The sequence below is a fragment of the Pseudomonas sp. P1_F7 genome (assembly GCF_056405655.1).
The window spans coordinates 137,537-157,042 of sequence record NZ_JBFUBR010000013.1 but is presented as its reverse complement, the minus strand read 5'-3'; the positions used below and the strand labels follow the sequence as shown (position 1 = coordinate 157,042).

General features: G+C 58.3%; 18 protein-coding genes. 10 read left to right on the top strand and 8 right to left on the bottom strand.

The window, feature by feature from the left end:
- Nucleotides 1-9: 9 nt before the first annotated feature.
- Both AC1D1M_RS20210 and yaaA read right to left on the bottom strand, forming a co-directional pair.
- Nucleotides 10-1,326, bottom strand: a complete 1,317-nt coding sequence (locus AC1D1M_RS20210) for a nucleotide sugar dehydrogenase (RefSeq protein ID WP_477776985.1) — start codon at nucleotides 1,324-1,326, stop codon at nucleotides 10-12.
- A gap of 825 nt (nucleotides 1,327-2,151) precedes the next feature.
- Nucleotides 2,152-2,931: a peroxide stress protein YaaA gene (gene yaaA / locus AC1D1M_RS20205; RefSeq protein ID WP_477776984.1), complete on the bottom strand. Its 780-nt coding sequence runs from the start codon at nucleotides 2,929-2,931 to the stop codon at nucleotides 2,152-2,154.
- 181 nt (nucleotides 2,932-3,112) lie between these two features.
- On the opposite strand from yaaA, the gene AC1D1M_RS20200 reads away from it, so the two are divergent.
- Entirely contained in the window at nucleotides 3,113-4,237 is a 1,125-nt protein-coding gene (locus AC1D1M_RS20200) for a polysaccharide deacetylase family protein (protein ID WP_477776983.1), read from the top strand.
- 351 nt (nucleotides 4,238-4,588) lie between these two features.
- Entirely contained in the window at nucleotides 4,589-5,983 is a 1,395-nt protein-coding gene (locus tag AC1D1M_RS20195; protein WP_477776982.1) for a PhoH family protein, read from the top strand.
- A 131-nt stretch (nucleotides 5,984-6,114) separates the two neighbouring features.
- Here the strand turns inward: AC1D1M_RS20195 and AC1D1M_RS20190 are convergent, their stop codons facing one another.
- Nucleotides 6,115-6,558: an HIT family protein gene (locus AC1D1M_RS20190; RefSeq protein WP_477776981.1), complete on the bottom strand. Its 444-nt coding sequence runs from the start codon at nucleotides 6,556-6,558 to the stop codon at nucleotides 6,115-6,117.
- A 598-nt stretch (nucleotides 6,559-7,156) separates the two neighbouring features.
- Here AC1D1M_RS20190 and moaC point away from each other — a divergent pair.
- The 4 genes from moaC to AC1D1M_RS20170 all read left to right on the top strand — a co-directional run bounded on the left by moaC (nucleotide 7,157) and on the right by AC1D1M_RS20170 (nucleotide 9,408).
- Entirely contained in the window at nucleotides 7,157-7,630 is a 474-nt protein-coding gene (gene moaC, locus AC1D1M_RS20185) for a cyclic pyranopterin monophosphate synthase MoaC (RefSeq protein WP_007972660.1), read from the top strand.
- Nucleotides 7,627-7,869 carry a molybdopterin converting factor subunit 1 gene (moaD, locus tag AC1D1M_RS20180; RefSeq protein ID WP_477776980.1) on the top strand — a complete coding sequence of 81 codons (243 nt, stop codon included), beginning with the start codon at nucleotides 7,627-7,629 and terminating at the stop codon, nucleotides 7,867-7,869. Before moaC ends, moaD begins: the two co-directional genes overlap by 4 nt.
- 3 nt (nucleotides 7,870-7,872) lie before the next feature.
- Nucleotides 7,873-8,325, top strand: a complete 453-nt coding sequence (gene moaE, locus AC1D1M_RS20175; protein ID WP_007989960.1) for a molybdopterin synthase catalytic subunit MoaE — start codon at nucleotides 7,873-7,875, stop codon at nucleotides 8,323-8,325.
- A 306-nt stretch (nucleotides 8,326-8,631) separates the two neighbouring features.
- Nucleotides 8,632-9,408 carry an ABC transporter substrate-binding protein gene (locus AC1D1M_RS20170; protein WP_413425820.1) on the top strand — a complete coding sequence of 259 codons (777 nt, stop codon included), beginning with the start codon at nucleotides 8,632-8,634 and terminating at the stop codon, nucleotides 9,406-9,408.
- An 84-nt stretch (nucleotides 9,409-9,492) separates the two neighbouring features.
- Here AC1D1M_RS20170 and AC1D1M_RS20165 read toward each other — a convergent pair whose 3' ends face one another.
- The 5 genes from AC1D1M_RS20165 to AC1D1M_RS20145 form a co-directional block, all read right to left on the bottom strand.
- Nucleotides 9,493-10,143, bottom strand: a complete 651-nt coding sequence (locus AC1D1M_RS20165) for a helix-turn-helix transcriptional regulator (protein ID WP_477776979.1) — start codon at nucleotides 10,141-10,143, stop codon at nucleotides 9,493-9,495.
- Between the two features lie 90 nt (nucleotides 10,144-10,233).
- Nucleotides 10,234-11,361, bottom strand: coding sequence for an NAD(P)/FAD-dependent oxidoreductase (locus AC1D1M_RS20160; protein ID WP_477776978.1), 1,128 nt, complete (start codon nucleotides 11,359-11,361; stop codon nucleotides 10,234-10,236).
- A gap of 141 nt (nucleotides 11,362-11,502) precedes the next feature.
- Complete coding sequence (locus AC1D1M_RS20155) at nucleotides 11,503-12,447, bottom strand: ornithine cyclodeaminase family protein (protein WP_477776977.1); 945 nt, start codon at nucleotides 12,445-12,447, stop codon at nucleotides 11,503-11,505.
- A 137-nt stretch (nucleotides 12,448-12,584) separates the two neighbouring features.
- Entirely contained in the window at nucleotides 12,585-14,075 is a 1,491-nt protein-coding gene (gene rhlB / locus AC1D1M_RS20150; protein ID WP_477776976.1) for an ATP-dependent RNA helicase RhlB, read from the bottom strand.
- A 97-nt stretch (nucleotides 14,076-14,172) separates the two neighbouring features.
- Complete coding sequence (locus tag AC1D1M_RS20145; protein ID WP_477776975.1) at nucleotides 14,173-14,829, bottom strand: alpha/beta hydrolase; 657 nt, start codon at nucleotides 14,827-14,829, stop codon at nucleotides 14,173-14,175.
- Nucleotides 14,830-15,296: 467 nt separating this feature from the next.
- On the opposite strand from AC1D1M_RS20145, the gene AC1D1M_RS20140 reads away from it, so the two are divergent.
- The 4 genes from AC1D1M_RS20140 (at nucleotide 15,297) to AC1D1M_RS20125 (ending at nucleotide 19,478) form a co-directional block, all read left to right on the top strand.
- Nucleotides 15,297-16,328, top strand: coding sequence for an amino acid ABC transporter substrate-binding protein (locus tag AC1D1M_RS20140; protein ID WP_046041975.1), 1,032 nt, complete (start codon nucleotides 15,297-15,299; stop codon nucleotides 16,326-16,328).
- Nucleotides 16,329-16,393: 65 nt separating this feature from the next.
- Complete coding sequence (locus AC1D1M_RS20135) at nucleotides 16,394-17,575, top strand: amino acid ABC transporter permease (RefSeq protein ID WP_477776974.1); 1,182 nt, start codon at nucleotides 16,394-16,396, stop codon at nucleotides 17,573-17,575.
- Between the two features lie 10 nt (nucleotides 17,576-17,585).
- Nucleotides 17,586-18,683, top strand: a complete 1,098-nt coding sequence (locus AC1D1M_RS20130; RefSeq protein ID WP_046041977.1) for an amino acid ABC transporter permease — start codon at nucleotides 17,586-17,588, stop codon at nucleotides 18,681-18,683.
- A gap of 30 nt (nucleotides 18,684-18,713) precedes the next feature.
- On the top strand, nucleotides 18,714-19,478 hold the full coding sequence (locus AC1D1M_RS20125; protein WP_046041978.1) for an amino acid ABC transporter ATP-binding protein: 765 nt from the start codon (nucleotides 18,714-18,716) through the stop codon (nucleotides 19,476-19,478).
- The last annotated feature ends 28 nt before the right edge of the window (nucleotides 19,479-19,506 follow it).

Sequence of the window (19,506 nt, the reverse complement as noted above, 5' to 3'; positions counted from 1 at the left end):
GAACCGTGGTTACCAGCAAATGCCTTCAGTCCGGCCAGTCACGCTGGTGGCCTTGGACATGAAACCCACCAGGTCGATCACCTGCTTGCCGTGTGGAACGTCCTTCACCAGGGCGCGGAATTTCTCGTCACGGTTGCCGAGGATGATCACGTCGGAGTTGTTGATCACCGCGTCGAAATCGGAGTTCAGCAAGGACGAGACGTGAGGGATCTTCGACTCGATGTAGTCCTTGTTGGCACCGTGAACGCGGGCGTACTCGACGTTGCTGTCGTAGATGCTCAGGTCATAGCCCTTGCCGATCAGCATTTCCGCCAGGTCAACCAGCGGGCTTTCGCGCAGGTCGTCGGTACCGGCCTTGAAGCTCAAGCCCAGCAGGGCGACTTTGCGTTTGTCGTGGCTGGAAACGATGTCGAAAGCGTTCTGCACCTGGGATTCGTTGCTGCGCATCAGCGAGTTGAGCAGCGGCGCTTCCACGTCCAGGGAACCGGCGCGGTAGGTCAGGGCACGCACGTCTTTTGGCAGGCACGAGCCGCCGAAGGCGAAGCCCGGGCGCATGTAGTACTGGGACAGGTTGAGGGTCTTGTCCTGGCAGACCACGTCCATCACTTCGCGACCATCGACGCCGACCGCCTTGGCGATGTTGCCGATTTCGTTGGCGAAGGTGACCTTGGTGGCGTGCCACACGTTGCAGGTGTACTTGATCATCTCGGCGACCGCGATGTCCTTGCGGATGATCGGTGCGTCGAGTTCTTCGTACAGCGATTGCAGAACGTCGCCGGAAGCCTTGTCGAATTCGCCGATGACGGTCATTGGCGGCTGGTCGTAGTCGGCGATCGCGGTGCTTTCGCGCAGGAACTCAGGGTTTACGGCCACGCCGAAATCAACGCCGGCCTTCTTGCCGGAGCAGTCTTCGAGAATCGGGATGACCACGTTGGCCACGGTACCCGGCAGCACGGTGCTGCGCACGACGATGGTGTGGCGGGTGGTCTTGTCACGCAGGACAAAACCGATTTCGCGGCACACTGCCTCGATGTAGTTCAGTTCCAGATCGCCGTTCTTTTTGCTCGGCGTGCCCACGCAGATCATCGACAGGTCGGTGTCGCGAATCGCCTCGGCGAAGTTGGTGGTGCCACGCAGACGACCGGTCTGGATGCCCTGGGCCAGAAGTTCGCCCAGGCCCGGTTCAACAATCGGCGATTTACCGGCATTGATCATATCGATCTTGTCTTTGGCCACATCGACGCCGACAACGTCATGACCCCGTGCAGACAGGCAACCGGCACATACTGCGCCGACGTAACCCAAACCAAAAATGCTGATGCGCATCGCAATTACCTCTCTATTATCAAGCCTGTATACATCGAGCCATTAAATGGCCAGAGTTAATGGTGTGCAGCGGTTAAAGTGCACTCGCAAGTGCGACTTACAGGCGCAACAACGCCGTGTGCTGGCATGTAAATTACGAGTGTCTAAATAAATGCACTCAAGGTGTGCGCAACTAGGCCTTGTTGTTGTGATTTGCCCTGTTATGCAGCCGATCCTCTTTTCAGGGGGATGCTGGCGCAAAGGTATTACACGCTTGATGTCAGGCCGAAAGCCCGTGGATCAAGCGGTTGGGTGCTCGGGGGAGCACGTTTATAGGGGCGCTGCCGTGGCCTTGTAGGGGATAGTCATACCGCGTTATCTCCTGTCCGCTTGCTGTTGTCCAAATCAGTGATTAGTCAGCGCAAGTTATTATTACAACTTCGCTACGTGAATCGCTTATCTGCGTAAGTTATCTCGTACACGCTCGGCGAGAATCGTTACCGGTGGTATGAGCGACGCGTTTGGACATAGTTCCAGTCCGCTCATCGTGAAATCTGAAATTTTTTGAAATATTGAGAAAGATGGCACTGCTCTCAAATTGATAGCACTTGCCGTTTCGCCCTTTATATATAGGCGGATAATTGGGGTGGATAGTTTTTTGCCACTACTGTTAAAAAAAATCAGTGCCACTACGCAAAAAAATGATTGAAGTCGAGTGAAACTAAAGTTAGGAAACCGGGTGATGAATTTTTGGCGCCATAAAAATGGCGAAATGGCGGGGGAAGGCTGAAGTGAATCAAGGGTCGGCGCACGAGACTTGTGGAGGTCGTGCGCCGACTGGATGCATCACTCTGGTGCGTGATCGCGCAGAAACACCAGATTGTCCGGCTTGGATTGTTCGGCGCTGTAGCGATAGCCTTGAACGTCGAACTGCTTGAGGGTGGCCGGATCGTTGATGCGCTCTTCGATGACGAAGCGGCTCATCAAGCCGCGAGCCTTTTTCGCGTAGAAGCTGATGATTTTGTACTGGCCGTTCTTCAGGTCCTTGAATTCGGTATTGATGATGCGCGCGTTCAGGGCGTTGCGTTTGACCGCCGAGAAGTACTCGTTGGACGCCAGGTTGAGCAGCACGTCATCGCCTTGATCGACCAGGGCTTCGTTCAGCCATTCGCTGATGCGCGTGCCCCAGAAGGCATACAGATCCTTGCCCCGGGCGTTGGCCAGTTTCGTGCCCATTTCCAGGCGATAAGGCTGCATCAGGTCCAGTGGGCGCAACAGGCCATACAGGCCCGACAACATGCGCAAATGCTGCTGGGCATAGTCGAAATCGGCTTCGCTGAGGGTTTGCGCATTCATGCCGGTGTACACGTCGCCCTTGAAGGCCAGCAGCGCCTGCTTGGCGTTTTCCGGGGTAAACGCGGGCGTCCAGCTACCGAAACGCGCGGCGTTGAGCCCGCCGATCTTGTCGGAGACGTGCATCAACTCGCTGATCTGCGCCGGGGACAACTCGCGCAATTGCAGGATCAACTCCTGGGAATGGTCGAGGTACTGCGGCTGGGTGAAGCGCTGGGTCGCCGGCGGTGTTTCATAGTCGAGGGTCTTGGCGGGTGAAATCACCATCAGCATGAAGTCGTCTCCTTTAATCGTGGCGGCGATTCTAGGGGGTTGTCCTCGTTGACTCCAGCTATCGCGTCCATAGGTGATGGCCGGTGGCTTTGCACCAAACCCACAGTGGTTCAGTGTTACTGCAGGAGGTGTGTCTCGATCAGCTATAGTGCCGCGCGGGTTTTGTTATGGAGACATCCCATTGCGTATCGCTTTTCTCATCTCGATCTGGCTACTGAGCTTCGTCGCCATTGCGGCACCGGGCGATGTGGCGACGCTTGATCGCAGCACCTGGCCAGAAAAACTCGGCAACCCGACGCTGTTCGATGTGGCGTCGAGGGCCGAGATCCTCATGTTTTCCAGTGTGCTCTTGGCCAACGAGTCGCTGGATGAGCCCGCCCTGGCCCAGCGCCTGGGCCTGCGCACGATCAATCTGGAGTCGGTCAACCGGGTTCGTCAGCGCATGTGGCAACGGCTGCTGAGCAACTACAACTTCGCCCAACAGAGCTGCGACCAGGATGCCTCCTTCTGTTTTCTGGTCGAAGACCTGCCCACCCTGCGCGAGCAGGCCGCCAAGTTCCAGGTCGGCGCAGACAGTTACTACATCAAGTGGGCCGAGCCGAGCCGTGAGTTCCACACCCAGTACCTGGACGAACAGTTGCGCAAGGCTGCGCTGTTCCCGCAAACCAGCAGTGAAGTCGATCGTTTTGGCGACTATGAGCGCAGCGGCGACGGGATGCATGACCGGCTGTTTCTGCTGACCTTCGACAGCGCTGCCAACACCGCACCGGATAACACCGCCTGGGTCACCGAGTACCTGCGCAAGTCGAACCTGAGCGGGACGTTCTTTGTCCTCGGCAAGGACATCCAGGCCCGTTTGGCCGAGCATTCGGTGAGCAACCTGCAGTCAACCTACTCGACCCAGTGCATTGGCGTTCAAGGCTGGGAGTTCCGCTCCCACAGCCACTGGCAGGACTGGCAGGACTCGGTGCACCGCAGCGCCGAACTGGTCAAAAGCAAGCTGCCTGAGAACTACGTGCCACTGTTCCGTCCGCCCGATGGCCAGCGCCGGTCCGATGCCGAAGGCTTCTTCAAGGCTCAGGGGGTGCAGGTAGCACTGTGGGACATCGACGCCCAGGACGGCGCCGGCAAACTCAAGGGCAACCCGAGTGCACAACGGGTGCTGACCCTGATGCTGCTGTGGCGGCATGGGGTGATCAATTTCAATGTGAAACAGGATGCAGTGAAAACGGCATTACCGTGGCTGGTCACACAAACGGCGCCTGTCGGGATCGGTTGGGAGGATTGCCAGGATGCGTTTCGCTGAAAGAGACAAAACCCCGTAAATATTGGGTTTTTGGCGATTTTGGAAGGGGATTCGTTGCAGGTTGACTTCCGACTGTAAACGGGTGATGGCAGTCCGCCAAGTGTTATTGGTCACTCTGAAAAATAAACTTCAAAAAAGCGTCAAAGTACTTTTTTCTGTCACACGTTTTGGAGTATTACGAAGGCAGACCGCCGAAACCTGCAACACAGGTGGCGTCTCCCAAGACTCCTCTTGTTTGCAGTCACTTGACTCTGCTTTTTATCGGTACGGCAGGGTGAGATTCGGCAGTCACTTCGAGGCGCAGCACCGTCAAGGTATTGCGTCGACTGGCTCCCACAAAGGTGACCGAGTATGGATGATCACGGACGTAGCTCTTCTTCCAACCAGCCAATCCTTTATGTACTCGATACCAACGTATTGATTCACGATCCAAACGCGCTGCTTAACTTCGAAGAACACCACGTCGCGATCCCGATGACCGTGCTTGAAGAGCTCGACAAGCTCAAGAGCGGGCATCACAGCGTTGCCGCCGAATGCCGCCAGGCCATCCGCCTCATCGACAAGACTCTGGGCGATGCCTCACCCGAGGACGTCGAGCAGGGTGTGCCGATCCAGCGTGGCAAAAGCGGACCCAAGGGTTTGCTGTCAATTCTGATGAGCAGACATGCCGAGCCGAACCTGATTCTGCCCGAGCATCTGAACGACAACAAAATCATCAACCAGCTGATCGACCTGCACGCACGCGATCCGAAGAAGCCCGTGGTGCTGGTCACCAAAGACATCAACATGCGCCTCAAGGCGCGCGCCTGCGGGATCGCGGCGGAGGACTACAGCACTGACCAACTGGTCGATGACGTGTCCTTGCTGCCCAATGGCTACCACAACATGACCGGCTCTTTCTGGGACCGCGTGAGCAAGGTCGAAACCCGTCAGGACCACGGCCGCACCTGGCATCAGGTGCAATTGATCGACAACCTGCCGGCGGTGCACATCAACGAATTCATCATTGATGAACAGGGCTTTGTCGGCTGGATCAAGGAGATTGAAGAGGACCGCTTACTGATCCTCGACCTGCACCAGGAACCGCTGCTGCACCAGGAAGCCTGGGGCCTTAAACCGCGTGATATCTATCAGAGCCTGGCGTTGTACGCCTTGCTCGATCCGGACATCCACCTGGTCAACCTGTCGGGTGCCGCGGGTTCGGGTAAAACCATCCTGGCGCTGGCCGCTGCAATTGAGCAGACCATGGTCAGCAAACGTTATCGCCGCATCATCGCCACCCGCAGCGTGCAGGGTCTGGACCAGGAAATCGGCTTCCTGCCCGGCACCGAGGCGGAAAAAATGGAGCCGTGGCTGGGCGCCATCACCGACAACCTCGAAGCCTTGCACATGGATGACGAAAGCACCCATGGCAGCGTCGACTACATCCTCAGCAAAGTGCCGTTGCAGTTCAAATCCCTCAACTACATCCGGGGCCGCAGCTTCCAGCAGAGCCTGATTTTGATCGACGAATGCCAGAACCTCACGCCGCACCAGATGAAAACCATCATCACCCGTGCCGGCGCCGGTTCCAAAGTGGTGTGCCTGGGCAACCTGGCGCAGATCGACACCCCTTACCTGTCCGCGACCAGCTCCGGGCTGACCTACCTCACTGAACGCTTCAAGGACTTCCCGAACGGGGTGCACATCACCCTGCAAGGGGTACCACGCTCGATCCTGGCCGAATACGCCGAATCGCATTTGTAATCGCTTCATCGAAACCGGGCGGCCGCAAGGTCGTCCGGTTTTTTTGTACGCGGCGTAAAGGCCCGTGCCTAAGGGCAGACCCAATACCGATGAATGTATTTCTGCAAAGCCTGAGGCGAAAGCAGTCTTGTTTACAGAGGTTGCGAAAAATAACCCTTGAGGGTTTCCGTAAGAATTGATTGAGCGTCCAATACCTCTTGGGGCGGCTCAGGTTGTGAGCTACTGAACTTTTTTCGCGTCCAGCTGAAAAAGAAGGGGCCATCAATAATACGTTCATTGTGTTCCGCCAAATATAATTTGGTCACGGAGGCATGCCTGGGGAAAACATGAAAATGTAGCTCATGATTGAGCTCGGAAATACGCATTATGTATATTTTCTCAGGAGAAAATAGAGTATTTAAAGCTCGCTCCGTAAATGCCAAGCCTTTCATCAGTTCAGCACTTTCCGTCGAACTTAACTCTTCCAGTTTAAATATCTTCCGCTTGAGAGAAATAATCATGTAGCCCGGAATGTCACAGTCCCGGCAGTGAGAGATTACGATGTGTTTTCCTGAGTAAATTGTCCGCGCTGACATGACTAGCCTCCCGTGTGCCACCATGGTTGACGTGTAGGACCTGCCCCGTTGAGCTGCTGCCGGAGGTCAGTAGAAAAAACCTCATGCGATACCTCAGTACTGAAATTTTAGAATCGTTAGCTTTCTTGGTCAGTTTTTCTCGAATTAACAAATCGGTCTAACATTCAGTTGTAGGAAGTTTCATGGCGGGCCATTAGTGCGTACTTACGGAAAATTCTTACGTCAGAATTTGTTATAAAATAATCAGTAACTTATCGGCTGGTGCACCAATTAAAACTGATCGCTGATGTCAGAAAAAGCGAATGTTCAGTAGGCTTTTGTTACATTTCTTTCTGTTGTTTGGCATGACTTTAATTTGTGTTTTTTAAACTTAATAAGGAATCGCATCTGAAACCGTCCACCGAGTCCGGGCGTATGAGGAACCTGTGGGAGCGAGCTTGCTCGCGATGACGGTGTGTCAGTCGACATCTCGGGTTAATGACAGGCCGCTATCGCGAGCAAGCTCGCTCCCACATTGGTTTGTGGTGGGCCGACAATCAGGCGTGCGAAAAATTGACCCGCAGGTTTACAATCGATGCTCCTGATCAGGAGTAATCCCGTGCTGACTCATCTCGATTCCCAAGGTCGCGCCAACATGGTCGACGTCACTGAAAAAGCCGTGACGTTCCGTGAGGCGACCGCTCAAGCGCTGGTGCGCATGCTGCCCGAAACCCTGCAGATGATCGTCAGCGGCGGCCACCCCAAGGGTGATGTGTTTGCCGTGGCGCGCATTGCCGGCATTCAGGCGGCGAAGAAAACCAGCGATCTGATTCCTCTGTGCCACCCGTTGATGCTGACCGGCGTCAAGGTCGAGCTCAGTGCCGAAGGCGACGATTCGGTGCGCATCGTGGCGCGCTGCAAGCTGTCCGGGCAGACCGGCGTCGAAATGGAGGCCCTGACCGCCGCCAGTGTCGCCGCGCTGACGATCTACGACATGTGCAAGGCCGTGGACCGCGGCATGACCATCGAAAGCGTGCGTCTGCTGGAGAAGGTCGGCGGTAAGAGCGGACATTTCCAGGCGGAGCAGCCATGAACGTTACCGTGAAGTTTTTCGCCCGTTATCGTGAAGCGTTGGGTCTGGACTCGCTGAAAGTAGAAGGCAACTTCGCCACCGTTGACGACGTCCGCGCGCTGTTGGCCCAACGTGACGGTGCCGAGGTGTTGAGCGAGCAAAACCTGATGTGCGCCCGCAACGAAGACCTGTGCCAGCTCGACGAGCCGGTCAGCGAGGGCGATGAAGTGGCGTTCTTTCCGACTGTGACCGGAGGCTGAACCATGGCGATTCGCGTGCAGTCCACCGCGTTTGACCCGGGTGCCGAAGTCAATGCCATGCACGATGCCAATGTCGGCGTAGGTGCGGTGGTGAGTTTTGTTGGCTACGTACGCGACTTCAATGACGGCCTCGACGTTGCCGGGATGTTCCTCGAACACTATCCCGGCATGACTGAAAAGGCTCTCGGCAAGATCGCCATCGAAGCCGAGCAGCGCTGGCCGCTGCTCAAGCTGGAAGTGCTGCATCGCATCGGCGCCCTGGAGCCGGGTGAGCCGATTGTCTTCGTCGGCGCGGCCAGCGCCCATCGTCAGGCGGCATTCGACGCCTGCGCCTTTGTCATGGATTACCTGAAAACCCGTGCGCCGTTCTGGAAGAAAGAAAACACCAGTGACGGGCCGCGTTGGGTCGAGGGGCGTGACAGCGATCATGCGGCGGCGGATCGCTGGAAGCAGTAGTTCCTGCTGCGTTCTTGAGTCAGTCATCGCGAGCAAGCCCGCTCCCACAGTGGATCTGGTTGCACATAAATCTTGTGTACGACGCAGAACCCTGTGGGAGCGAGCTTGCTCGCGATGGCGTCATCTGCACCACTAAAAATCTTGATGATTCACCACCCGACCATCGGCCGGCGCGGGCTGCATTTGCCTGATTGACGGTTTATACATAAAAGTCCAGTATGGAATTATAAGTACAAAAAAGGCTTCCACCCGTTTCAGCTTTTTCTTCTGTCTTGCCAAACCAACAACAACCGCGAGAAAACGAACATGAAGAAGTTCCCCCTCATCACCGGTCTGGCCCTGAGCCTGTTGGCGTGCAGCTCTGTGTTCGCCGCCGAGAAAACCCTGCGCATCGGCATCGAAGCGGCGTATCCACCGTTCGCCTCGAAAACCGACAAAGGCGAAATCGTCGGTTTCGACTATGACATCGGCAACGCCCTGTGCGCGCAGATGAAGGCCAAGTGTGTGTGGGTCGAAGGCGAGTTCGACGGTCTGATTCCTTCCCTGAAGGTGAAGAAAATCGACATGGCGCTGTCGTCCATGACCATCAATGAAGACCGCAAGAAGTCGGTGGACTTTACCCACAAGTACTATTTCACTTCGTCGCGCCTGGTGATGAAGGACGGCGCGGTGGTGGATGACCAGTACGCCAGCCTCAAGGGCAAGACCGTCGGCGTGCAGCGCGCCACCACCACCGACCGTTACGCCACCGAGGTGTTCGAGCCCAAGGGCATCAACGTCAAGCGCTACAGCAACAACGAAGAAATCTACATGGACTTGGCAGCCGGTCGCCTCGACGCGATTTTTGCCGACACCATTCCGCTCAATGACTTCCTGTCGATGCCGCGTGGCCAGGGTTATGCCTTTGTCGGACCGGAGCTGAAAGATCCGAAATATGTGGGCGAGGGTGCCGGGATTGCAGTGCGCAAGGGCAACACCGAACTGGTCAGCGAGCTGAACACGGCCATTGATGGCATTCGTGCCAGTGGTGAGTACCAGAAGATTTCCGAGAAGTACTTCAAGTCGGATATCTACGGCGACTGATTAAAAAGATCGCAGCCTGCGGCAGCTCCTACAGGGGAATGCGTTCCACTGTAGGAGCTGGCGCAGCCTGCGATCTTTTGATTTTCAGCCCTTCAATTCCTTCAATTCCTTCAAATGTTTGTACACCGTCGCCCGGCCCATGTTCAGCACATTGGCGACGTAGTTCGATGCGCTCTTGCCCTTGAACGCGCCTTCGGCGTGCAACGCCAGCACCAGCTCACGCTTGTGGTCGCGAGTCAGCAGATTCAGGCTCAACTGGCGCTCGCGCAGCCAGGCGTGGAGGAAGGTGTTGATCCGCTCCTGCCAGTCATCGCGAAACAGTGAGTCCGGTTGCGGGATCAGCTTGGTCGGCGACAGGAACAGGTCCAGGGCGGCCTTGGCATTTTCGAACAACGAAATATTCAGGTTGATGCACAGCACCGCCAGCGGCCGACCTTCGCTGTCCCGTAGCACCGTGCTGAGGCTGCGAATCTTCTGACCATCCCAGTTGAGCTTTTCGTACGGCCCGATGTTTCGTTCGCTGACGTCGTCGCTGAGCATGTCTTCCAGCGCCGAGTCGTCGCCGATTTCCCGCTTGGACAGGTTGTTGGCGATGTAGTCGACCTTTTGCGTGCGCAGGTCGTGCAGCACCACTTCGGCGTGGGGGAAAAACAACGTGGCGATGGCGTCGGCAATTGCGTGGAAGTTATCCAGGGACGTGTCGTCCAGGGCCGAGTCTTTTTCGGGGGCGTTCATACAGTGGAACTCCAGGCAGCGTCAGCGCCCCATCAAAGGGGCGCTGAAAGTGTGCCGTAATCGTGTGGGCACGTCACCTGAGGATCAGGATCAGCCGAGGCGGGCAGGGGAGAGCATTTCGGCACTCAGACCGAAACTGCTGAGCGTCTCCGGCAACGCTGCACCGCGCACCAGTGCGGCGCTGGCCTGGCCCATGGCCGGCGAAGTCTGGATGCCGTAACCACCTTGCGCCGCGACCCAGAACAGCCCCGGCACCTGTGGATCGAAGCCGGACAGCAGGTCGCCATCGCTGACGAAGCTGCGCAGGCCGGCCCATGTGCGAGTCGGGCGGCGAATGGTCAGGGTCGTGGCTTCTTCGATCTGGTAGATGCCCATGGCGATGTCCAGCTCTTCGGGCTGCACATCGTGGGGTTCCACCGGGTCGGCGTTGGCCGGCGAACCGAGGAACATCCCGGCGTCGGGTTTCATGTAGAAGGATTCGTCGAGGCTGACCAGCATCGGCCAATGGTGGATGTCCACGCCCTCCGGGCCGGCGAAGATGAACGCGGCACGGCGTTTCGGTTGCAGGCCCAGCGGCTTCGCGCCGGCCAGTTCGCCAATCTTGTCGGCCCACGCGCCGGCGGCGTTGATGATGATCGGCGCGCTGAACGTCTGGCTACCGGTCTGGACGTGCCATGTACCTTGGTCGTCGCGGCTCAGGCTGACGACTTCACTGTCGGTATGCACTTCGCCCTGGTTGCGGCGAATACCACGCAGATAGCCCTGGTGCAGGGCATCGGTGTCGATGTCGCTGGCGGTAGGGTCGAAGATGGCGCCGTGGACCTTTTCCCGGCGCAGGATCGGCACCAACGCGCAAGCTTCGTCGACGCCGAGCAATTGCATCTCCGGCACCGTGGTTTTTGCGCTCTGGTATTGCCTGTTCAGTTCGTCCGGGTCACCGGTCAGGTCCACGGTCATTTCGCCCCGCGGGGTCAGCAGCGGGTGTTCGCAGAAACCGCTGGGCGGGTTGTCGAAAAAGTCCCGGCTGGCCAGGGTCAGCGCCCGCACTTGTGGGGTGCCATAGGCTGCGGTGTATAGCGCCGCCGAACGGCCGGTGGAGTGATAGGCAGGATGGGATTCGCGCTCGAGCACGATCACGCGGCCGTGCTGCGACAGCCAGAAACCGGTGGAAGCACCGGCAATCCCGCCGCCGATGATGATGAAATCTGCCTGGCTCATGAACGTCTCCTGTTGGGGCGTAAATGCCGGATTTATGGTGATCTCTTGTAGGAGCTGACGAGTGAAACGAGGCTGCGATCTTTTCAAAAGCAAAGTCAAAAGATCGCAGCCTTCGGCAGCTCCTACAGGATGAATTTGGTGTCAGTGCGTGAGGCGATAGATCGCATTGGCCAGCGCAATGTCTTCCAGGCCCAGGCCGATGGAACGGAAAAACACATGGCGATCGTAATCAGGGCGCTGGACTTTTTCGCTGAGCAGGTCGGGCAGGTCGCCGATAATCGCGCTTTTGTCCCAGCCGTGCTGTTCGGCGGCGATCAGCATTTCACCGGCCGAGCCCGGGGTGGTCAGGCGATAGTCGCAGAACACCTGCATGTCGTTGAGGCACTGCGGCGGCACTTCGTGGGCACGCGGCGCATTGGTGCTGATGGAGGTAATCAACGCCGGTTTGCGCAAGCTCGATGGATTGATCACCGGACCGGCGGACGAGGTGCAGAGCATGATCACGTCGGCGTCCTGAACGGCAGCTTCGCGACTGTCGACGATGTTCAGGCGTGGCTCGATGTTTTTCAGCCGGCTCACGGTTTCGGCATCTTCGCTCAAGCTCGGCGAGTACAAGCTGATGCTCTGCCAGTCGCGCAGGCCTTTCACGTAATGCAGGTGCGCCTGGGCCACTTTGCCGCTGCCGATGATGGCCAGGCGATTGGCTGTGAGCGGCGCGAGGGCATCGACCGCCACTGCGGTGGTCGCGGCGGTGCGGGCCGTTGTCAGTTCGCCCGCATCGCACAGCAACAGCGGCTGGCCGGTTTGCATCGACATCAGCAAGGTCCACGCCGTCACCAACGGCCCTTGTTCACGGACGATGTATGGCGACGTCTTGATCCCGTACACGCCATCTTCGGCCAGCACGCCCAGGTAGTTGATGAAATCGCCGGCGCCCTGTGGAAACTCCACCAGTTGCTGCGCCGGTTGTACGGCTTGCCCGGCGGCCAGGTCGCGGAACAGTTTGCGCAGGATCTGCGGTACATCGACCTGCGCCAGTAGCTCGCGAGCCTGGGCTTGGGGGATCACTTGGGGCGTACTGGACATGGTCGGCTCCGGAGTTTGAAGTAAACTAATTTGTCCATTATGGACTTTTAGATATCTCTGGCAAGCTCCTGTTGAAAAAAACCGGGCGAAAAAAAAGCGCAGTCCGTTGCCGGCTGCGCTTGTCTTTTCAGCGTCGCTTAATGAGGACGCTTGCGCTCAACGGCCCGCAACAGGTGGGTCGGTGGCATTTCACAACTGATTTTGCGGCCCAGCAGCTCTTCGATGGACGGTAGCTGGTAGGAGTCGTCTTCACCGGCAAAGCTGATGGACACACCGTCGGCACCGGCACGCCCGGTACGACCGATGCGGTGCACGTAGTCGTCCGGCACTTCCGGCAGGGTGAAGTTGATCACGTGGCTGATGCCGTCGATGTGGATGCCGCGACCGGCCACGTCGGTGGCGACCAGTACGCGGATCTTGCCTTCGCGGAAACCTTCCAGGGTCTTGATGCGCTTGTGCTGCGGCACGTCGCCGGACAGTTGCGCGGCGTTGATGCCGTCGCGCACCAGGCGTTCTTCAATGCGTCGCACTTCATCCTTGCGGTTGGCGAACACGATCACCCGCTCCCAACCGTTGTCGTTGACCAGGTTGTAGAGCAGTTTGTATTTGTCGGCACCGGCCACCGCGTAGATGTGCTGCTCAACGTTTTCGCTGGCCACGTTCTGCGACTCGATCTCGACGATCGACGGGTCGGTGGTCCATTGCTTGGCCAGGTTCATCACGTCTTCGGTGAAGGTTGCGGAGAACAGCAGCGTCTGGCGCTCGGACTTCGGCGGCGTCTGGCGAATGATCTGGCGCACTTGCGGGATGAAGCCCATGTCGAGCATGCGGTCAGCTTCGTCCAGCACCATCACTTCGACCATGTCCAGATGCACGTCGCCGCGCTGGTTGAAGTCCAGCAGGCGGCCCGGTGTGGCCACGAGGATGTCGCAGTGGCGGGCTTCGAGGTGCTTGAGCTGCTTGTCGAAGTCCATGCCACCGACGAACGTCATGACGTTGAGGCCGGTGTACTTGGTCAGGTCGGCGGCGTCCTTGGCGATCTGCACCACCAGTTCGCGGGTCGGCGCGATGATCAGTGCCCGTGGCTCACCCATGTAGCGCTCTTTCGGCGGCGGGGTTTGCAGCAACTGGGTGATGATCGAGATCAGGAACGCAGCGGTCTTGCCGGTACCGGTCTGGGCGCGGCCGATGGCGTCTTTGCCCGCGAGGGTGAAGCCCAGCACCTGTGCCTGGATCGGCGTGCAATACGGGAAACCCAGGTCCTGGATGGCGTGCATCAGTTCCGGGGCGAGTTTGAAATCGTGGAAGCGGGTCTTGCCTTCCTGGGGTTCGACGACGAAGTCTTCGAGTTTCCATGGGATGACCGGCGCCTTGGGCTTGGGTTCACGGCGCGGTTTGGCGGGTTTCGGCGTTTCGCTGTGTGGCTGTTCCGGGGCTGTTACTGCCGCAGGCTGGGCAGCTTTTGCGGTCTTCGGCTCATGCTTGGGTGCCGCAACGGGGGCGGCCCGTTCAGACTGATTACCGTCGGTGCGGTGGCTGGGAGCGTGAGACGCAGCGCTGGGAACTGGCGCGAGTTGCTCAGTCTCGCTTTTACCGAACATTTTCTTGAGTGCTTTGAGCACGGTCATCTCATCAATTGGTTAAGGAATGTACGCCGGCCAGTGTAATGCAAGAATCGGGCGCGGCGTAGTGGGATGGATCAAAGGGCGTTTTTAAATGAAACGTTTAACGCAAGCGCTCGGCGAGCCAGACGCCGATGTCGCGAATTTCTTCGGGTAACACTTCGTGACCCATTGGGTACTCCTGCCATGTCACGGTGACACCACGCAGCTTCAAGTGCTCGTAGGCGCTGCGTCCCATCGAATTTTGCACTACGTCATCGTACTGACCGTGCAGGCACAGCACCGGAATGCGCTGCTGGCTGGCGGACAATTCCAGTGCATCGCTGAAGGTCGGTGCATAAGTAGAGAGGGCCAATACGCCACCCAGCGGTCCCTGCCATTTCAGGAATGCGGTGTGGAGCACCACGGCACCGCCTTGGGAAAAACCTGCCAGAAAAATCCGCGAGGCGTCTATTCCGCTGGCGCGCTGCGTCTCAACCAATTCGATGATCCAGTTGGCCGACTCTTCAAGTTGTTCGCGGTTGATCGCGCGCGCCGGGCTCATGGCCAATATGTCGTACCAGCTCGGCATCTCGTAACCGCCATTGATGGTCACGGCGCGGCTCGGTGCCTGGGGCAAAACGAAGCGGGTGCTCAGCAGGCTTTCCTGTAGCGCTTCGGCCACCGGCAGGAAGTCATAGCGGTCGGCGCCCAGGCCATGCAGCCAGATGACGCAGGCGTCTGCGGTCTTGACGGGTTCAAGAATCAAGGGGTTGGTCATGGCTGCTCCAATGTTGTGCGTGCGCGCTCATTAAGTGCGTGATCGAAGTGCGCGTCAGGTTGATCCGTTAAGAAGATGTCGCAAGGGTACAAGTTTTGCTATTGACCTGCAGTTGAAGCGCTTTGGCAGGCGGTGTGGTACGGGCTTTGCTATGGAGAAACGGTGCAACACATCTCGCGCCCGGCGGTAACACTATCAGTGTACTGCCGACTGTGGGATAGCAATGAATCCGGTGATGGATGTTCGCCAAGGGCCGCTACGGGGCTTCGCGAACGTGAAAGGGCTACAGCCCGTTCGGCCGCCTGGTGAGAGTGAGTTTTCCATGACGTGGATTTTCTCCTACTAGACTCATAGCTAACGTCTTACGTCGGTTGACCCCAAAACAAGCCAACACGGGTCGACTACGCCTCAAAAGGGTGCGACAGGACTCACGCTCCGACACAACAAGAGCAAAACTGGAGGTTTGAATGAAGATGTTGAAATCCACCCTGGCTATCGTGACTGCAGCCGCGGTACTCGGTGTCAGCGGGTTTGCCCAGGCGGGCGCAACCCTGGATGCAGTGATGAAGAAAGGTTTCGTGCAGTGTGGCGTCAGCGATGGTCTGCCAGGCTTCTCGGTTCCGGATTCCACCGGCAAGATCGTCGGTATCGATGCTGACTACTGCCGCGCAGTAGCGGCGGCTGTCTTCGGCGACGCGACCAAGGTCAAGTTCAGCCAGTTGAACGCCAAGGAGCGCTTCACCGCGCTGCAGTCCGGCGAAATCGACATTCTGTCGCGCAACACCACCATGACCAGCTCCCGTGACGCGGGCATGGGCCTGAAGTTTCCAGGCTTCATTACCTACTACGACGGCATCGGCTTCCTGGTAAACAACAAGCTCGGCGTCAAGAGCGCCAAGGAACTGGACGGTGCAACCATCTGCATCCAGGCCGGTACCACCACCGAACTGAACGTTTCCGACTACTTCCGCGGCAACGGCCTGAAGTACACCCCGATCACCTTCGACACCTCCGACGAAAGCGCCAAGTCGCTGGAATCCGGTCGTTGCGACGTACTGACCTCCGACAAGTCCCAGCTGTTCGCCCAGCGCAGCAAGCTGGCTTCGCCGAAGGACTACGTGGTTCTGCCGGAAACCATTTCCAAGGAACCTCTGGGCCCGGTCGTGCGTAATGGCGACGACGAGTGGCTGGCCATCGTGCGCTGGACTGGCTACGCCATGCTCAACGCTGAAGAAGCCGGCATCACTTCGAAGAACGTCGAAGCCGAAGCCAAGGGCACCAAGAACCCTGACGTTGCCCGTCTGCTGGGTACTGACGGTGAATACGGCAAAGACCTGAAAGTGAAGAAAGACTGGGTCGTGCAGATCATCAAGCAAGTGGGTAACTACGGCGAAGTGTTCGAGAAAAACCTCGGCAAGGGCACTCCGCTGGAAATCGACCGCGGGCTGAACGCTCTGTGGAACGCTGGCGGCATTCAATACGCACCACCAGTGCGCTGATGGTTCTATCACCCGGTGGGCCAACCACCGGGTGATGTTCTGTTCCATTATTTCCGGGGCACTTCATGCAAAATTCAATCGGCGCACCAAAGCAGAGGCTCAGCCTCAGCGATCCACGCGTGCGTGCTTGGCTATTCCAGATCATCACCATTGTCGCGGTGGTCTCGATGGGCTGGTATCTGTTCGATAACACGCAGACCAACCTTCAGCACCGGGGCATTACCTCGGGCTTCAGTTTTCTGGAGCGCAGTGCCGGTTTCGGCATCGCTCAACACCTGATCGACTACACCGAATCGGACACTTACGCCCGGGTGTTTGTCATCGGCCTGCTCAACACCTTGCTGGTGACCTTCATCGGCGTGATCCTGGCGACGATCCTCGGCTTCATCGTCGGTGTGGCACGGCTGTCGAAGAACTGGATCATCGCCAAGCTGGCGACGGTGTACGTGGAAGTCTTCCGCAACATTCCGCCACTGCTGCAGATCCTGTTCTGGTACTTCGCGGTGTTCCTGACCATGCCGGGGCCGCGCAACAGCCATAACTTCGGCGACACCTTCTTCGTCAGCGCCCGCGGCCTGAACATGCCCGCTGCGCTGATGGCCGATGGTTTCTGGCCGTTCGTGGCCAGCGTCGTGGTGGCCATCGTCGCCATCGTGCTGATGAGCCGCTGGGCCACCAAACGCTTCGAAGCCACTGGTGTGCCGTTCCACAAGTTCTGGGTCGGGCTGGCGTTGTTCCTGGTGATCCCGACACTGGGCGCACTGATCTTCGGCGCACCGCTGCACTGGGAAATGCCGAAGCTGCAAGGCTTCAACTTCGTCGGTGGCTGGGTGCTGATCCCGGAACTGCTGGCGCTGACCCTGGCCCTCACCGTGTACACCGCGGCATTCATCGCCGAAATCGTGCGCTCGGGCATCAAGTCGGTCAGCCATGGCCAGACCGAGGCGGCGCATTCCCTCGGCCTGCGCAACGGTCCGACCCTGCGCAAGGTGATCATCCCGCAAGCCCTGCGCGTGATCATTCCACCGCTGACCAGCCAATACCTGAACCTGGCGAAGAACTCCTCGCTGGCGGCCGGTATCGGTTATCCGGAGATGGTGTCGCTGTTCGCCGGGACCGTGCTCAACCAGACCGGGCAGGCGATCGAGGTGATTGCCATCACCATGAGCGTGTACCTGGCGATCAGTATCAGCATTTCCCTGCTGATGAACTGGTACAACAAGCGCATTGCGCTGATCGAGCGGTAAGGAAAAGCGCATGAGTACTCATACTTTCAAACCTGACATGCCTCCACCGGGCCGCAGCATCGGCGTGGTGGCGTGGATGCGCGCGAACATGTTCTCCAGCTGGCTCAACACCCTGCTGACCCTGTTTGCGTTCTACCTGATTTACCTTGTGGTGCCGCCGATCCTGCACTGGGCGATCCTCGACGCTAACTGGGTGGGCACCACCCGCGCCGACTGCACGAAGGAAGGCGCCTGCTGGGTGTTCATCCAGCAGCGCTTCGGTCAGTTCATGTATGGCTACTACCCGCCGGAACTGCGCTGGCGCGTGGACCTGACGGTGTGGTTGGCGATTGTCGGCGTGGCGCCTTTGTTCATCTCGCGCTTTCACCATAAAGCGGTGTACGGGTTGAGCTTCCTGGTGCTGTACCCGATCTTTGCCTACTTCCTGCTGCACGGTGGCATCTTCGGCCTGACCAACGTGGCGACCAGCCAATGGGGCGGCCTGATGCTGACCCTGGTGATCGCCACCGTCGGCATCGCCGGTGCGCTGCCGCTGGGGATTGTCCTGGCCCTGGGTCGTCGTTCGAACATGCCGGCAATTCGCGTGGTCTGCGTGACCTTCATCGAGTTCTGGCGCGGCGTGCCGTTGATCACGGTGCTGTTCATGTCCTCGGTGATGCTGCCGTTGTTCCTGCCCGAAGGCATGAACTTCGACAAGCTGCTGCGGGCCCTGATCGGCGTGATCCTGTTCCAGTCGGCCTACGTGGCCGAGGTGGTGCGCGGCGGTCTGCAAGCGATTCCCAAGGGCCAGTACGAAGCGGCTGCGGCGATGGGCCTGGGCTACTGGCGCAGCATGGGCCTGGTGATTCTGCCGCAAGCCCTGAAGCTGGTGATCCCCGGCATCGTCAACACCTTCATCGCACTGTTCAAGGACACCAGCCTTGTGATCATCATCGGCCTGTTCGACCTGCTCAACAGCGTCAAGCAAGCCGCCGCCGATCCGAAATGGCTGGGCATGGCCACTGAAGGCTATGTGTTCGCCGCCCTGGTGTTCTGGATTTTCTGTTTTGGTATGTCGCGCTATTCCATGCATCTGGAACGCAAGCTCGACACTGGCCACAAGCGCTGAAGCGCCGTACCTAATTTAGGAAGTTCTCTTATGAGCGAAGCAATCAAACAGCCTGTGAGCCCTGAAGGCATTATTCAGATGCAGGGCGTGAACAAGTGGTACGGCCAGTTCCACGTGTTGAAAGACATCAACCTCAACGTCAAGCAGGGCGAGCGTATCGTCCTGTGTGGGCCGTCGGGTTCCGGCAAATCCACCACCATCCGCTGCCTCAACCGCCTGGAAGAACACCAGCAGGGCCGCATCGTGGTCGATGGCGTGGAGCTGACCAACGACCTCAAGCAGATCGAGGCGATCCGCCGTGAAGTCGGCATGGTGTTCCAGCACTTCAACCTGTTCCCGCACCTGACCATTTTGCAGAACTGCACCCTGGCGCCGATGTGGGTGCGCAAGATGCCCAAGCGCAAGGCCGAGGAAATTGCCATGCACTACCTGGAACGCGTACGCATTCCGGAGCAGGCGCATAAATTCCCAGGGCAACTGTCCGGCGGTCAGCAACAGCGTGTGGCGATCGCCCGCGCGCTGTGCATGAAGCCGAAAATCATGCTGTTCGACGAACCGACTTCGGCACTCGACCCGGAGATGGTGAAAGAGGTACTGGACACCATGATCGGCCTGGCTGAAGACGGCATGACCATGCTCTGCGTAACCCACGAAATGGGCTTCGCCCGCACCGTGGCCAACCGCGTGATCTTCATGGACAAGGGCGAAATCGTCGAACAGGCTGCGCCGAACGACTTCTTCGACCATCCGCAGAACGAACGCACCAAGCTGTTCCTGAGCCAGATCCTGCATTGATTGGTCTGTGACTGTCTCAAAGAGCCCC